At 65.8% G+C, this 13,744-nt stretch carries 15 protein-coding genes; 7 read left to right on the plus strand and 8 right to left on the minus strand.

All coding sequences use genetic code 11. The annotated features are described in order from the left end of the window. Window positions 1-7 precede the first annotated feature (7 nt). Window positions 8-1,522, minus strand: a complete 1,515-nt coding sequence (locus tag HDC95_RS02240) for an ABC transporter substrate-binding protein (RefSeq protein ID WP_259061549.1) — start codon at window positions 1,520-1,522, stop codon at window positions 8-10. 107 nt (window positions 1,523-1,629) lie between these two features. After that, on the minus strand, window positions 1,630-2,565 hold the full coding sequence (locus HDC95_RS02245) for an alpha/beta fold hydrolase (protein WP_259061550.1): 936 nt from the start codon (window positions 2,563-2,565) through the stop codon (window positions 1,630-1,632). A 160-nt stretch (window positions 2,566-2,725) separates the two neighbouring features. Between HDC95_RS02245 and HDC95_RS02250 the strand changes: the two genes are divergently transcribed. From HDC95_RS02250 to HDC95_RS02260, 3 genes are read left to right on the plus strand one after another with little or no spacing between them, the layout of a single operon-like run. Continuing rightward, window positions 2,726-3,205, plus strand: coding sequence for a carboxymuconolactone decarboxylase family protein (locus tag HDC95_RS02250; protein WP_259061551.1), 480 nt, complete (start codon window positions 2,726-2,728; stop codon window positions 3,203-3,205). Then, window positions 3,202-3,924, plus strand: a complete 723-nt coding sequence (locus HDC95_RS02255) for a tyrosine-protein phosphatase (RefSeq protein WP_259061552.1) — start codon at window positions 3,202-3,204, stop codon at window positions 3,922-3,924. Before HDC95_RS02250 ends, HDC95_RS02255 begins: the two co-directional genes overlap by 4 nt. A 34-nt stretch (window positions 3,925-3,958) precedes the next feature. Beyond that, complete coding sequence (locus tag HDC95_RS02260) at window positions 3,959-4,429, plus strand: SIP domain-containing protein (RefSeq protein WP_259061553.1); 471 nt, start codon at window positions 3,959-3,961, stop codon at window positions 4,427-4,429. Window positions 4,430-4,433: 4 nt separating this feature from the next. Here HDC95_RS02260 and HDC95_RS02265 read toward each other — a convergent pair whose 3' ends face one another. The 4 genes from HDC95_RS02265 to HDC95_RS02280 form a co-directional block, all read right to left on the minus strand. Further along, window positions 4,434-4,889 (minus strand): Fe-S oxidoreductase, encoded by a 456-nt coding sequence (locus HDC95_RS02265; protein WP_259061554.1) that lies wholly within the window; start codon window positions 4,887-4,889, stop codon window positions 4,434-4,436. Further along, window positions 4,886-5,683, minus strand: coding sequence for an arginase family protein (locus HDC95_RS02270; RefSeq protein WP_259061555.1), 798 nt, complete (start codon window positions 5,681-5,683; stop codon window positions 4,886-4,888). The genes HDC95_RS02265 and HDC95_RS02270 overlap by 4 nt, the downstream gene beginning before the upstream one ends. Before the next feature lie 60 nt (window positions 5,684-5,743). Beyond that, window positions 5,744-6,478, minus strand: coding sequence for a PspA/IM30 family protein (locus HDC95_RS02275; protein ID WP_259061556.1), 735 nt, complete (start codon window positions 6,476-6,478; stop codon window positions 5,744-5,746). Between the two features lie 67 nt (window positions 6,479-6,545). Beyond that, window positions 6,546-8,561 carry a TPM domain-containing protein gene (locus tag HDC95_RS02280; protein ID WP_259061557.1) on the minus strand — a complete coding sequence of 672 codons (2,016 nt, stop codon included), beginning with the start codon at window positions 8,559-8,561 and terminating at the stop codon, window positions 6,546-6,548. 147 nt (window positions 8,562-8,708) lie between these two features. Here HDC95_RS02280 and HDC95_RS02285 point away from each other — a divergent pair, with 147 nt between their 5' ends. The 4 genes from HDC95_RS02285 to HDC95_RS02300 are packed head-to-tail and all read left to right on the plus strand — an operon-like array spanning window position 8,709 to window position 11,550. Continuing rightward, on the plus strand, window positions 8,709-9,551 hold the full coding sequence (locus tag HDC95_RS02285) for a DUF3097 domain-containing protein (RefSeq protein WP_259061558.1): 843 nt from the start codon (window positions 8,709-8,711) through the stop codon (window positions 9,549-9,551). Window positions 9,552-9,582: 31 nt separating this feature from the next. Next, on the plus strand, window positions 9,583-10,308 hold the full coding sequence (gene trmB / locus HDC95_RS02290) for a tRNA (guanosine(46)-N7)-methyltransferase TrmB (RefSeq protein ID WP_259061559.1): 726 nt from the start codon (window positions 9,583-9,585) through the stop codon (window positions 10,306-10,308). Then, window positions 10,305-11,132 (plus strand): CPBP family intramembrane metalloprotease, encoded by an 828-nt coding sequence (locus tag HDC95_RS02295; protein ID WP_259061560.1) that lies wholly within the window; start codon window positions 10,305-10,307, stop codon window positions 11,130-11,132. Before trmB ends, HDC95_RS02295 begins: the two co-directional genes overlap by 4 nt. A gap of 25 nt (window positions 11,133-11,157) precedes the next feature. Beyond that, the gene (locus HDC95_RS02300; protein WP_259061561.1) at window positions 11,158-11,550 is read left to right on the plus strand and encodes a DUF1304 domain-containing protein; all 393 of its coding nucleotides are present in this window, start codon (window positions 11,158-11,160) and stop codon (window positions 11,548-11,550) included. Window positions 11,551-11,555: 5 nt separating this feature from the next. On the opposite strand, the gene HDC95_RS02305 is transcribed toward HDC95_RS02300, so the two are convergent. Together HDC95_RS02305 and thrC are read right to left on the minus strand one after the other, a co-directional pair. Then, entirely contained in the window at window positions 11,556-12,176 is a 621-nt protein-coding gene (locus tag HDC95_RS02305; RefSeq protein ID WP_259061562.1) for a GyrI-like domain-containing protein, read from the minus strand. A gap of 95 nt (window positions 12,177-12,271) precedes the next feature. Continuing rightward, window positions 12,272-13,696, minus strand: coding sequence for a threonine synthase (gene thrC, locus HDC95_RS02310; protein WP_259061563.1), 1,425 nt, complete (start codon window positions 13,694-13,696; stop codon window positions 12,272-12,274). Window positions 13,697-13,744: the final 48 nt, after the last annotated feature.

Raw genomic sequence — 13,744 nt, forward strand, 5'->3', positions numbered from 1 at the left:
GCCGTGGCTACTCGGCGGCCTTGGTGACGCCGGCGAGGTTGATGCGCGAGTTGATCGAGTCCTCGGGGAAGCCGACGACCAGAGGGCTCACGGCAGTGATGGTGGCGCCGTTGTACAGCCAGTCCGCGGCGTGATCTTCTGACACGAGGCGCGCAGCCTCAGCGAGGAGCTCGGCGGAAGCATCTTCGTCGACCTCGGCGAGTGCCTCGGCATAGAGCGACTGCACCTCAGGATTGTCGTAATTGAAGTAGTACTCCGCATTGGCGAAGTTGCCGAAGTCTCGAGGCTCGACATGCAGCACGAAGCTCAGTTCGTAGTCCTTGTTCGTGTACACATCATCGAGCCAGGTCGGGAACTCCACTGCGTCGACCTTGAGCGTGACGCCGACCTTGGCGAAGTCCGAGACGAGCACCTGCGGCACGGTGGTGCCGTAGAACGACGGAATCGTGAGGGTCAGGTCGAGATCCTCCTGGCCTGCCTCCGCGAGGAGTTCCTCTGCACGCGCGGGGTCGTAGGCGGCGACATCCGAGAGATCCTCGAACCCGGGATCGAGCTCGGGAATCGGGCCGTAGAGTGTCTCTCCGGCGCCGACCGCCTCGACGAGCCCCTCATGGTCGATCGCGATTCGCAGCGCCTCACGCACTCGTGCGTCATCGAGCGGAGCCTTCGTGTTGTTGAATGCGAGTGTCGCCTTGTCGGTGGTGCGGCCGGTCGTGAGGGCGAAATCGCCCGACTCCTCCACCTGCGGTGCGAGATTCGGGTCGACTGCGGTCAGCACATCGAGGCTGCCGTCGAGCGCGGCATTGACACCTGCGGTGAAGTCGGGGATGTACTCGAACACCACTTCGGCGAGGCTGGCCGGCTCGCCCCAGTAGGCGTCATAGCGTGCGAACGTGATGGTGCTTCCCTTGCTCCACTTCTCGAGTGTGAACGGGCCTGTGCCGTTCTCCGCGGTCTGGAGATCGGTCGTGTCGCCGGTCTGGAACACGAGGCCGGCGGGGCCGGTGAGGGTGAACAGGAAGTTCTGATTCGGCTCGGTGAGAGTGATCACGACGGTGGACGCGTCGGGTGCCGTGATTGACGCGACGTTCGCGAACTCTGCGTTGCCCTGCAGTGTCGCGTCGGTGCGCACCGCCTCGTAGGATGCGACGACATCGGCCGATGTGAGTGCGGTGCCGCTGTGGAAGGTGACGTCGGGATTCAGCGTGAACGTGTAGGTCAGGCCGTCTGCTGAGACCTCGTACTCCGAGGCGAGACGGGGCTCGATCTCGTTCTCCTGGTTGCGGGTGACGAGTCCTTCATAGATGTTGTCGACGAGGATCTGCTCGATCGCCGCGCCACTGGTGTGGCGGATGTCGAGGTTGCTCGGCTCGAGGACGAGACCGACGGTGAGGGTCGCGTTCAGATCGGGCTCACCGGTCGAGGTCTCCACTGGCTCAGGTGACCCGGCGCAGGCGCTCAGGATGACAGCGGTCGCAGCGAGTGCGGACAGGACGGCGAGGCGTCTTTTTCGTCGGAACATGGAGTTGAGGAATCCTCTCGGTGCGGCAGATGCTGTGTGCCGATGCAATAGAGCGTAGAGCGGGGCGGTCAGAGGGGTGAGAACAGCGGAATGCGGTGACACATTCCTCAGGCTGGCGAGTGAGCCACAGCGCGGATCAGATCCGCGAGCTCGAGGGGAGCAGTCTCCTGCACGTTGTGTGAGGCGTCGACGGCGATCACGTGGGCAGCGGGCACACGTCGCAGCATCTCATCTCCGTCGGCCTCGCTGACGAAGCCCGAGGTTGCGCGCACGAGGGTGATCGGGGCCGCGGCATTGGTCAGGTCGTCCCAGCCGGTCGCGTCCAGGATCGGTGCTGCTGCGCCATCGGGTGCGGTCGAGGAGGCGCCTGCCGGTGCCATCGCCTGGGCCGCGAGATGGGCGAAGTGATGCTTCCACTCTACGCGGCCGTCGGCGCGGATGCGTGAGTTGAAGAACACACCGCGCTCGGTGTCAGCGCGCGAGCCGCCGAGGCCGAACGACATGGCCCGATCGACCAGTTCGTCGCGGGAGGCGAAATCGGTCGGCCCGGCGTAGAACTCGCGAAGAGCGGCCGGCCCTGCGGAGGTGTCGATTCCGGGGGTGATGTCGACGGTGATCAGCTCGCGGACCAGATCGGGACGAGCGGATGCCACGGCCGCGGCCGTCAGCCCGCCGAGGGACTGCCCCACGAGGACCTGCGGCTCGACGGTCCAGTTCTCGAGAGCGAAGATGACGTCCCCGGCGAGGACGCGTGGCGAATAGTCGAGATCGGCTCGCCAGCTGGAATCGCCGTGCCCTGCCAGATCGATCAGCAGCGCCGGCTGCTGAAGCAACAGCGCCGTCGTATCCCACGTGTGCGCGTTGAGCCCTGCTCCGTGCAGCAGAGTGACCACGGGTGGCGCGTCGCCGAAGCGGAGGGCGCTGAGCTCGCGTCCGTCAGCGAGGCGGAGAACCACGCGTTCGACGGGAGGTACAGGCACGTTCAGCGCCTGCGCCTGATGCGGAAGATAGCTGAACTCACTGGTCTCTGTCGCCACGACCATATTCTGCCCCCAGTCCATGCTCGCGCGAAATGCGAGAGCATTACGACAAGTGATTCAGTGATAACGCTTCTCGTTTCGCACTATTCAGTATGTCTGAAACGCACTATCTGCATAGCTCACCTCTCGACGACGTGTCGAGGTCCGCACGTATCATTGAAGTATGAGCGAGAAACGAGTGCACCTTTCGAAGACGGAACCGACCGCCTACAAGGCTCTGGATGCATTCTCTCGCACGGTGGGTGAGATATGTGCGGCCAACGGCATCGATGATCGTCTCAAAGAGATCGTCATGATCCACTGCTCGCAGTTGAACGGCTGCGCATACTGCACGCGGATCCACTTCGACCGGGCGTCGTCCGCCGGTATCGACGCCGACACGCTCCTGCAGATTCCGACCTGGCGCGAGAGCGGCGTGTTCTCCGACCGCGAGCGTGCGGCGCTGGAGCTCGCGGAGTCGCTCACCTTCATCCATGACGGTGGAATTCCCGACGACGTGTACGACCGCGTCGGAAGCGTGTTCACTGAGAAGGAGTATGCAGCGCTGAGTTGGGCATGCGTGTCGATCAACGCCTTCAACCGGATCGTCGTGGCGGGCCGGTATCCCGTTCCGCCCCGCGCTGCCGTACAGGCGTCGGCGTGAGCCTGATCCGTCTCGACGGCGTCTTCAACGTCCGTGACGTCGGCGGCATCCCAGCGGGAGGCGGGGCGATCCGCGAAGGGCGGTTGCTCAGGTCGGGCAACCTGGTGGCCGCCACTCCTGCAGCGGTCGCCGAACTCGAGCGGCGCGTCTCCCACATCGTCGATCTTCGTGACGATCAGGAGGTCGCGAGCGCGCCGTCGGCGACGACCGAGATCGCTACGACGCATCTTCCGCTCTTCCTCGGCTCCGTCGCGTCGTTCTTCGAAGACGACATGAGTCTCGACGAGATGTATCTCCAACTGCTCGCGGAGAGTGGCGAACGGCTGGTCGACGCCATCCGCATCATCGCTCGTGGTGAGCCGACACTCGTGCACTGCACGGTCGGGAAGGATCGCACCGGCGTGACGATCGCTCTCGCGCTCTCGGCCGTGGGCGCAGATCGCGAGGCGATCATCACCGACTATGCGCTGACGGCGTCGATGCTGCCGCCAGAGCGCAACCGCAGGATCATCGCCTTCCTCGAAGTGCAGCATCCGGAGGCGAAGCACGCTGTGGCGCTGGCCACGCAGTCGCCTGCTGATGTGATGCGGCGGCTTCTCGACGAGGTGGATGCTCGTTGGGGATCGGCTGCGGGATACCTCGAGGCGAACGGGATGACGGATGCCGAGCTGGAGGCATTGCGGCGGGCTTTGGTGGACGGCTCAGCCGTGCATAGGTAAGGCAACCCTTCTTTGGTGCTAACATGGAGGAATCATGACGACCTCCATCGAAGTTCGCACAGGGCGGGCTCGTCGCCGCGCAGAGCGACTGAGCGCGCACTATCTGGTGACGGCCGACGAGAACTCGCTGGCAGAGCTCGAAGCGTTCCTCGTGACGCTTCCGCTGTGTGCATCCGGGCGCATCTTCATCGAAGTGCCTGACGCGAGCGGCGTCGGCGTCGTCGATGCCCCTGCTCGCATGACGGTGACCTGGCTCACGCGTTCGTCCCGCTCTGGGGCGCCGGGCAGCGGACGATCCTGCGCTCCGGGTGAGGCCATCGCACGTGCGACGTGCGCCTGGGCGGATGAAATGCTGTGCGACGGCGAGAATCCGACGCACGTGACCCTGCTCGGCGGCTACCTCGGCACTGCCGACATCGTCGAGCACCTCACGAGTGCACTCGGCATCCCCGCGTCCATGATCCACGCTCCGGAGCGCTTCGGACTGCTTCCGCTCGAGCGCTGACGCGTCAGACCGGTTCTGGACGGTTCCGCGAGCGCCGCACGTAGTTGCCGTCTTCCAATCCTGCTTCGATCTCGAAGCGGTTGCGCATGGGATCACGGCCGGCGAACAGATACAGCACCGGCATCAGAAACCCGTAGCGAAGCCACTGCGCCTTGTGCACCGCTTCGTGTCGCAGGATGGCGTCGCTCGGGCGTGCATCGCCGGTCAGGAAGCAACCGCCGACGCACACGCCGCCACGATTGAACGTCCACTTCGGCATGCCTTGGAAGACCCAGAGGCCGCCGCGTCGTTCGACCGGTCCTGTGCTCCAGAGCGATCCCCAGGTCCAACCGACAGCTGTTCCCCAGGCGTAGCCGAGGCGGCTGATAGGGGAGCGCAACAGGAACGCGGGGATGCGGCGGTCGAAGCGCCGTCCTCGCGCGAGGATCGCATCCGCACTCCTGCGCCAGTCCTCACTCACGCGACAGCGCCGACGAGACGGAGGATCGCACCCAGGTCTTCCGCGGCATGGCCGGCCGACCGCGGCGCGAAGCCGGCGATGGTCGCGCCCGCGAGAGGCACCCGCGTGCGAAGTGCGCGGATCGCCGCGGTGAGCGCGCTCGTGCTGGCCCCGAAGGGAGCGGCCGACGAGACTCCTGCGAGCTCGGCCGGGTCGAGCACGTCCACATCGATGTGCACCCAGACGCGGCTCGCGCCGGTCGCAGCGACGGCGTCGGCCAGAGCATCCGCATCGTCGAGATCGTCCACGGAAAGCTGTGACAGCCCTGCGAGGGACTCTTCTTCTTCGTCGTCGACGACACGAGCGCCGACTGTCACGATGCGATCGCGCGGAATGCCGGGGGACAGTGCGAGCTCAGGTTCTCCTTCGCCGAGCACCGCGCGCAGCGCCATTCCGGAGAAAGCGCCGGAGGGCGAGGTGTCCGGCGTGTGCAGATCCGGGTGCGCATCGCACCAGACGACGGCGAGGTCTTCGCGGTCGATCGCTTCCAGCGCTGCGACCGTCACGCTGCAGTCGCCGCCGATGAGAACCGTGTCAGCTGTGATCTCCGTGGCGATCAGCTCTCGAACCCGCCGGAGCGAGCTCAGTCGATGCACGCGGGTGCCCAGAGAATCGCCGGCTTCCAGAGGAACGTCGAGCACCGTCGTCGCCTTGCGTGGAAGGTCGCCGGAGATGGCGGATGCGCCGTCGACGAGGAGCATCGCCCGAGGAGCAGGGGAGCCCTGCCACTGCGGTGCCACGAGGAATCTGGCCACGAGGACCTCCAGAGGTGAATGGGGATGCCCCGGGCGCGACGGCCCGGGGCATCAGGAGTCTCAGGACTCGAGCTGCGACTGTCGCGCGCCGGACTTCAGCTCGGCGAGCCGAGCCTCCACCTCAGTGAGCTCGCCGAGATCGTCCAGGCTCTCGAACTGCGCATCCAGGCTGGAAGCTGCAAGTTCGACCTTGCCCTGGGCCAGCGCCTCCTGGCGGCGGACCTTGTCCTCGAAACGACCGAGTTCGCTGGTCGGGTCGAGGACGTTGATCGAGGACACCGCGTCCTGCACCTTGGTCTGTGCCTCTGCGACCTTGGCGCGGGCGAGCAGTTCGCTGCGCTTGTTCTTCAGCTCGCCGAGCTTGTCCTTCATACCGTTCAGGCCGCTCTTGAGCTTGTCGACCACTTCGGTCTGCGCGGCGATGGTCGGCTCTACGCCGGTCGCCTCGCGCTCTGCACCGATCTGACGCTGCAGCGCGATCTTCGCGAGGCTGTCGAATTTGTCCGCGTCGGCGGCGTCTCCTGCCGAGCGCAGTTCGTCGGCCTTGCGGCTCGCGGCGATGGCCTTGTTGCCCCAGTCCTTCGCGGACTGGATGTCTTCTTCATGGTCGCGCTCGAGAAGCCGCAGGTTCCCGATCGTCTCGGCGATGGCCGCCTCTGCGTCTGCGACATTGTTGGTGTAGTCGCGGACGAGCTGGTCGATCATCTTCTGCGGGTCTTCGGCAGAATCGATCATCGCATTGACGTTGGCTTTCACCAGGGTGGAGATGCGACCGAAGATGGACTGCTTGGTCATGATGTTTCCTTTCGGTTGAGACGGAGTGGTCTGGGGTCGGTTACGTCGTGAGAACAGGGGAGCGATGTTAGAAGCGCCCCCCTCGTGAGCGCCCGCCGCTGCGGGATCCGCCGCTGCGCGAGCCGCCGAAGCTCGACGGGCGGCTGCTGCGGCTGCTGCCGCTGGAGCGCCAGCTGCTGCTCCCACCGCTCCACCCGCCCCCACTGCTGCGGTTCGAGCCGCCGCCGCTGATCAGGCCGCCGAGGATGCCGCCGAGGATGTCGCCGCCCAGATCGCTGCCACGGTTGTAGCCGCCGCCGCTCCACCCGCCGCCTCCCCAGCCGCCACTGTTGAAAGAGGAGACCTCGCTCTGTGCATACGAGATCGCTTCACCGGCGAGGGCCGCAGCGCGGGTCGCGCGTTCGGTGGCCAACGCCGGATCCGTAGTCTGGGCCGCCACAGCCTCTGAGTATGCCGCGTTCGCCTCCGCGAGCCGGGTGCGGGCCGTTGCGCCGATCGCACCGCGGCGCGTCGAGATGAAGTCGTTGGCTGCGGAGATCTGTGCCTGAGCCTGAGCCAGCCTCTGCTGCAGCATCCGTTGTGTGCGCTGTGCGAGTGCGGATGCTTCACGGGCCTGTCCGAGCGCGGCGTCGATCTGCGTGTTCGCCGAGTCGAGGGTCTCGAGCACCTTCTGAGGGTTGCGCTGGGCCGCCTGCAGGTTCTCCTGCGCGCTGTCGATGTTCGTCCTGGTGCGTGCGATGAGCGGCGCCAGCTGCGCCTGCGAGTCGGGCATCGCCGCCGCTGCGGCGAGATCAGCCTCGAGATCGGCGATGAGCGCACGTGCCTGTTCTTCCACAGCCGCCAGGTTGGCGCCGAGATGCGTCACTGCGGCGATGAGCTCTTCGCTCTGCTGGACAGCGGCTTCTGCGGTGCGGATGGCGAAGGCCGCTTCGCCGTTCTTGCCGGCGGCGATGAGCTGAGCAGCCGCGGCCATCTCGGAATCGGCGAGCGACAGCCGCTGCTGCGCCTGTGCGGGGTTCTCCGCGACGGTCGCGAGAGCTGCCGCGTCGTAGTTCTGCGAGAGGGCGGCCATAGCCACCGGGGCAGCGGCGAGCGCCTGCCCGGCCGCTGCACGACGGGCCGTGAGCCGCTCGAGAGCCTGGGGCGCCTGCGCTTCGAGCTTGCGCAGTTCTTCGAAGGCTTCGACATTCTCGTCGAGCAGATCGTCTGCCGCATCGCACAACTGGATGATCTGGATATGCCAGGCGCGGCGTTGCTCGGCGGTGTCAGGCACTTCGTCGTCGATCTGCTGCTTCAGTGCGAATGCCTCCGCGATCTTCGCCTGTGCGGCATCGACGACCTGTGTGAACGCCGCGGTCGAATCCTCGCCGTACTGGGCGACCGCGAAGCCGACCTCCTGGCGACTCGATGTGATCGCATCGTCGGCCTGCACGAGGGCGCTGCCGGCTTGCGTCGCCAGGTCTTCGTCGCTCACAGCGGCGTATGGATCGTTCGGATCTGGGGCTGTCGGGCGCGCAGCATCCCGCTTCGTCCTGCGCGATCGGACGATCAGCACGATGACGACGATCACGATCGCCACCACGACGAGTGCGATGAGGATTCCGAGGAATCCGCCCGCGTCGCCGGACTGACCGGGCAAGGCGTCTGCGGCCGCTATGACGGCGCCGTCCCAGTCGCCTGCGCGCAGAGGTGCCTCCATGGCCTCAAGGATGCTGTCGAGCTGAGCGTCGCTGAGTGACGCATTGTCATCGACAGAGATCGTGTATTGGCTCGAGTCCACTGCGATGGCGATGAGGTACTGCTCTACGCCAAGACCGTTGTCGATCGCTGTCTCGTCGGCCCAGGTGCTACTGGAGGAGGGATCCGTGAACTCATCGACGAACACCACGTAGAGGTCGCGGTCGCCCGCGTTGGAGAGTTCAGACAGGCGCGCGTTGGCCGAATCCAGCTCGCCGGATGTCAGCACGCCGGCCTCATCGGTCACGAATTCGGAGCTCAGCGTCACCGGGGGCGTCGCGACTGCGACCGATCCGACCCACCCCGAAGCGAACATCGCCACGATCAACCCCAGCATGACCGTCATACGAGTCCGCATTGTGCTCCCTCCGGGGCTGCTCGCTGCCCCATGCGCATCGAGTCTATTCACTACCGGCGACCGACGATAGCGACTCTAGGGAAAGAGTCTGTGTCGCCGCCGGGAAGCAACGTGACGGCACATACGCTGGAAGGCATGGACGACAGGTACGGCTCGGATGTGCTCGCGAACGGATGGCGAAACCGCGGAGCCAAGCAGGTTCCGGACGTCGCCGCCGAGCATGACCTCGTGGTCGAGGTGGCTCAGGACGGCTTCTGCGGAGCAGTGACACGAGTTCAGGGCGGCAACGTCGAGCTCGAGGACTTCCATGGCCGCAAGCGTCTGTTCCCTCTCGGCGGCGGGTTCCTGATCGACGGAGAACCAGTGCGCCTCACTCCACCGGCTCCGTCGAAGCAGGCGCTGAAGCGCACAGCATCCGGATCCTTCGCGGTCGCCGACCAGCGCGCGCGCGTCGCGCTGCCCAGCCGCATTCTGGTCGAAGGCAAGCACGACGCCGAACTCGTGGAGAAGGTATGGGGCGCGGATCTGCGGGTCGAGGGCGTGGCCGTCGAGTTCCTGCAGGGTCTCGACAAGCTCGAAGAGATGCTGGCCGATGAGCCCCCGAGCGCCACACGACGCTACGGCGTGCTGGTCGATCATCTTGTGCCGGGGTCCAAGGAATCACGGATCGCGGATGCGATCATGCGCGGACCGCATGGCCGGCACCTGAAGATCGTCGGGCACCCGTTCATCGATGTCTGGCAGTGCGTGACGCCGAAGACGCTGGGCATCTCCCGCTGGCCAGAGATTCCACGCGGCACGGATTGGAAGACGGGCATCTGTCGCTCGTTCGGCTGGCCGCACGAGGCGCAGGGTGACACGGGTCGCGCCTGGCAGCACATCCTGAGCAAAGTGCACACGTACCGCGATCTCGAGCCGGCGCTGCTCGGCCGGGTCGAGGAGCTGATCGACTTCGTCACCGAGCCCGCCGGGCGCTGAGACACGCAGGCCCGCCGGTTAAGATCGAGGTATGCCCGAAACCCCCGTCTTCCGTGAAGAACCGGTCTCGTTCGTGCGCCGGAGCGGGAGGATGTCGGACGCACAGGATCGTGCCTTCGATGAGCTCGCCCCGCAGTATCTGCTGGATGTCCCGCGTGGCATCGCCTCCACGAGCGTGCACGCCGATGCACGCATGGATCCGGTGGCCGAATACGGCCGCGACGCGCGCCTGTTCGTCGAGATCGGGTCAGGGCAGGGGCACGCGATCATCTCCGCGGCCGTCTCACGGCCGGACGACGACTTCCTCGCGATCGAGGTGTTCCGAGCCGGACTCGCCCGCACGATGCTCGACGCGGACAAGGTCGGGGTTCGCAATCTTCGACTCGTCGAGGCCAATGCCCCTGAGATCCTCGCTTCCTACCTGCCGGAGGGCTCGGCATCCGAGGTCTGGATCTTCTTTCCGGACCCCTGGCACAAGAAGCGCCACACCAAGCGGCGGCTGGTGCGTGCGGGCTTCGGCGACGCTGCCGCACGCGCGTTGGAGGACGGCGGCCTGCTCCGGCTCGCGACGGACTGGGAGGACTACGCGCTGCAGATGCGCGAAGTGCTGGATGCCGAGCCGGAGTTCGAGCGTGCGTTCGAGGGCGAATGGGCCGAACGCTTCGACGGACGGGTCATGACGGCGTTCGAACGGAAGGGCATCGCCAAGGGACGCGACATCCGCGAACTCCTGTATCGACGTAAGACGCGCGCATGACGCGTACCGCGGTCGCCTGGGCGCCATCGGTGGTCCCGGCGCTGCTCGTCTGCCTCGCGGCTCCGGCATTCTTCGTCGCGGAGTGGACCTGGCTGGGCTGGGCGCTGCTCGCGGCCGGCGTCGGCACGGCCTGGTTGATCGAGCGAGGAGCGGTGACGGCATCCGCCCCTTCGCTTACTCGCGATCTCTCGCTGATCGCGCTCGGACTGCTCATCGTCAGCGTGATCCCGCTCGCTGCCGAGCTCGACAACATGGCGATGCTGCGATTCACACTCGCCCTCGGGGGTGCAGTGGCAGTGCCGTATGCGATCTCGCGGTTCGTCTTTCGCGACAGGGCGATCAGCTTCCCATGGCGTACGCATCGTCGGTGGGGACGGCTGCAGTGGGGATGGCTCATCGCCGTGCTCGTCCTCGGCTGGCTGATCCTGCCGTTCTACTTCATCACCAGCGGCGTATATCTGAACTGGCCGGTCGTCGACAGCCCGGAGTTGATCGCGCGGCTCTTCGTCGGCGTCGGTGCGGTGGGGATCTGGGATGAATTGTTCTTCATCTGCACGGTCTTCGCATTGTTGCGAAGGCACTTCCCCGATGCGCTCGCGAACGTGCTGCAGATGATCGTGTTCGTGTCGTTCCTGTGGGAGCTCGGGTACCGCGAGTGGGGGCCGGTGCTGACCATTCCGTTCGCACTGCTGCAGGGGTACATCTTCCTGCGGACCCACTCGCTCGCCTACGTGGTCACGGTGCATCTGCTGTTCGACGCCGTGGTGTTCGCGGTGCTCGTGCACGCGCACAATCCGGGGCTGTTGCCGATCTTCCTCATCTGACGGCGCCAGGTGGAAGAATCAACCCATGCTCATCTTCGGTCTGGTCCTCGCGGCGGCTGCCGCTGCCTTCCACGTCTTCATCTTCGCGCTCGAGTCTTTGAGATGGACGGAGCCCGAGACGCGCAAGATCTTCGGCGTGGCCAGCGAAGCGGATGCTGAGACCACCAAGTCGCTGGCCTTCAACCAGGGCTTCTACAACCTGTTCCTCGCTCTCGCGACGCTGCTGGGTATCGCCCTGCTGCTCTCCGGGCTGACGACGGTCGGGCTCACCCTTGTGTTCGCAGGCACCGCGATGATGCTCGCCGCCGCGCTCGTGCTGGTGCTGTCGAATGTGAAGATGGCGAAGTCCGCGGCTATGCAGGGCGGGCTGCCGCTGCTCGCGGTCGTCGTGACCGCGGTGGCCGTCGCGATGAACTGACCGGCTCAGACAGCGGCAACCGGCTGGCGGAGGATCGTGCGTCGTCGCTCTGGTGCACCCTTGCGGGGGTCGCTGAAGTAGATCTCGTGATGCTTCCCCGTCAGCTGCAGGCCGTTCTGGGGGATGAACACGTCGTGCATCTCGGCGAGCACCGGTGCCTCGTCATCGAATGCTCCGACGTGGAGCGTCTGCACGCACCGGCCCTCGGCGTAGGAGCCGAACCGCACCTCGTGCACCCGTGCGTCGGGATTCTTCGCGGAGGCGGTGGCGACGGCATCCGCGAACATCTCGTGATCGATCCAGTCGGGCTGCATGATCATCAGCGTCCAATCCCATTTCGACTTGTCGCGGGAGTCGGTGAACGCGGCGTGGTCGTCAGCCCACCACAGGCCCTCGAGCGGCATGACCGTGTAGTCGCGATCCAGAGTGCGCTTGCTGGCGAACTTCAGCGTGTAGGCGAGCGGGTAGAGGGCCTCGACGGCAGTGCTGAACTCGGGCGAGCTGTTCGGGTCGCCGTGCCCGTCGATCATGAGATAGTTCAGTTCGGGCACGTCGATGATGTCGAAGCGGCCCTTTCGGGCGCGGTAGGCGTCGATCGTCTTCTTGAAGTCGGTCTTGTCCGGCATGATCCGAGGATAGGGCGCCCTCGGAGCGAGCCCGAGCCTTTGACAGAAGGATTTCGGGGGTTCATCACGGGCAATGTCAAGTCGGATGCTGAGGATCAGCCCAGGGCACGCTCTGCGATGTACGCCCGCAGCTGCTGCTCGTCGTGCGGCATCTTCGTCACGTGCTGCGGGGCGTCGAGCATCGACTGCGTCTCAGCATCCGGCTCGACCGTCGTGCCGATCGCCTCGATGATGAGATCTGCGAACTTGGCGGGCTTCGCCGTCTCGAGCACCAGCATCGGGATGCCGGGTTCCACGTGTGCGCGGGCGACCTTCGCGCCGTCTGCGGTGTGCGGGTCGAGGATCACTCCGTTCTTCTCGGAGAACTCGCGGATCGTCGTGATGCGGTCGGCGTGCGCGCTGGTGCCGCTGACGATTCCGAATTCGGACGCGAACCGGTCGAGTTCGCCGGAGAGGTCGATCTCGTCGCGCTCCTCGAGTTCGTGCCAGGCCGCGGCCGTGCGCTCGGGGTCGCGCCCGAGCAGATCGAAGACGAACCGCTCGAGGTTGGAGGCGCGAGAGACATCCATGGAAGGACTCGACGTCGCCAGCGTGTTCGCGGCGCTGCGCGGACGGTAGTGTCCGGTGCGGAAGAACTCGTCGAGGACGTTGTTCTCGTTCGAGGCGAGCACGAGTTTGCGGATCGGGACGCCCATGCTCTTCGCGTAGTGGCCGGAGAGGATGTTCCCGAAATTGCCCGATGGCACCGCGAACGAGACCTCGAAGTCCGCACGCTCGCCTTCGGCCACATCATCCGTGACGCGCAGCCACGCCCACACGTAGTAGGCGATCTGCGCCGAGATGCGACCGAAGTTGATCGAGTTGACGGCGCCAAGGTTGTGGGCGCGCTTGAACTCGAGGTCGGTCGCGAGGCGCTTGACGAGGTTCTGGCAGTCGTCGAAGACACCCTCGACGGCGATGTTGTGCACGTTCTCGTCCTGCAGCGAGTACATCTGTGCGCGCTGGAACGCACTCATCCGGCCCTGCGGGGAGAGCATGAAGATCGAGACGCGGTCACGGCCGCGGAGGGCATGCTCGGCGGCTGATCCGGTGTCGCCCGAGGTCGCGCCGAGCACGTTCAGCACCCGGTCGCTCTTCTCGAGCACATACTCCAGCGCTTCACCGAGGAACTGCATCGCCATGTCCTTGAAGGCGAGCGTCGGACCCTCTGACAGGCCGACGAGCGTCATGCCCTCGCCGATCTCGCTGAGCGGGACGATCTCCTCAGCCGCGAATTTGCCTCCACCGTATGCCGCCGCGGTGAGGCGGGCGAGGTCTTCACGCGGAATATCGGTGGCGAAGAGGCCGATGATCTCGGTCGCGAGCTCTGAGTAGCTGAGCGGACGCAGGCGCTCGAGGTCGTCTGCGCTGAGCTGTGGCAGCGTCTCAGGGACGGCGAGGCCGCCGTTGGGTGCGAGTCCTTCGAGGAGGACATCACTGAACTGTCCGAGTGTGCCGCCGCGTGTGGAGATGTACTGCAAGTCTCGAACCTCGATTGTGCTGTGGGTGGGTGTCGGGATCGTCGGTTC

Source organism: Microbacterium sp. AK031 (assembly GCF_024807145.1).
In the GTDB taxonomy this organism is placed as follows: domain Bacteria; phylum Actinomycetota; class Actinomycetes; order Actinomycetales; family Microbacteriaceae; genus Microbacterium.

Bases quoted from the DNA above. Each gene is read 5' to 3' on its own strand.
- HDC95_RS02260 (WP_259061553.1), top strand. From the start codon at position 3,959: ATGACGACCTCCATCGAAGTTCGCACAGGGCGGGCTCGTCGCCGCGCA.
- trmB (WP_259061559.1), top strand. From the start codon at position 9,583: ATGCCCGAAACCCCCGTCTTCCGTGAAGAACCGGTCTCGTTCGTGCGC.
- HDC95_RS02285 (WP_259061558.1), top strand. From the start codon at position 8,709: ATGGACGACAGGTACGGCTCGGATGTGCTCGCGAACGGATGGCGAAAC.
- HDC95_RS02280 (WP_259061557.1), bottom strand. From the start codon at position 8,561: ATGACGGTCATGCTGGGGTTGATCGTGGCGATGTTCGCTTCGGGGTGG.
- HDC95_RS02250 (WP_259061551.1), top strand. From the start codon at position 2,726: ATGAGCGAGAAACGAGTGCACCTTTCGAAGACGGAACCGACCGCCTAC.
- HDC95_RS02305 (WP_259061562.1), bottom strand. From the start codon at position 12,176: ATGCCGGACAAGACCGACTTCAAGAAGACGATCGACGCCTACCGCGCC.
- HDC95_RS02295 (WP_259061560.1), top strand. From the start codon at position 10,305: ATGACGCGTACCGCGGTCGCCTGGGCGCCATCGGTGGTCCCGGCGCTG.
- HDC95_RS02245 (WP_259061550.1), bottom strand. From the start codon at position 2,565: ATGGTCGTGGCGACAGAGACCAGTGAGTTCAGCTATCTTCCGCATCAG.
- HDC95_RS02275 (WP_259061556.1), bottom strand. From the start codon at position 6,478: ATGACCAAGCAGTCCATCTTCGGTCGCATCTCCACCCTGGTGAAAGCC.
- HDC95_RS02300 (WP_259061561.1), top strand. From the start codon at position 11,158: ATGCTCATCTTCGGTCTGGTCCTCGCGGCGGCTGCCGCTGCCTTCCAC.
- HDC95_RS02240 (WP_259061549.1), bottom strand. From the start codon at position 1,522: ATGTTCCGACGAAAAAGACGCCTCGCCGTCCTGTCCGCACTCGCTGCG.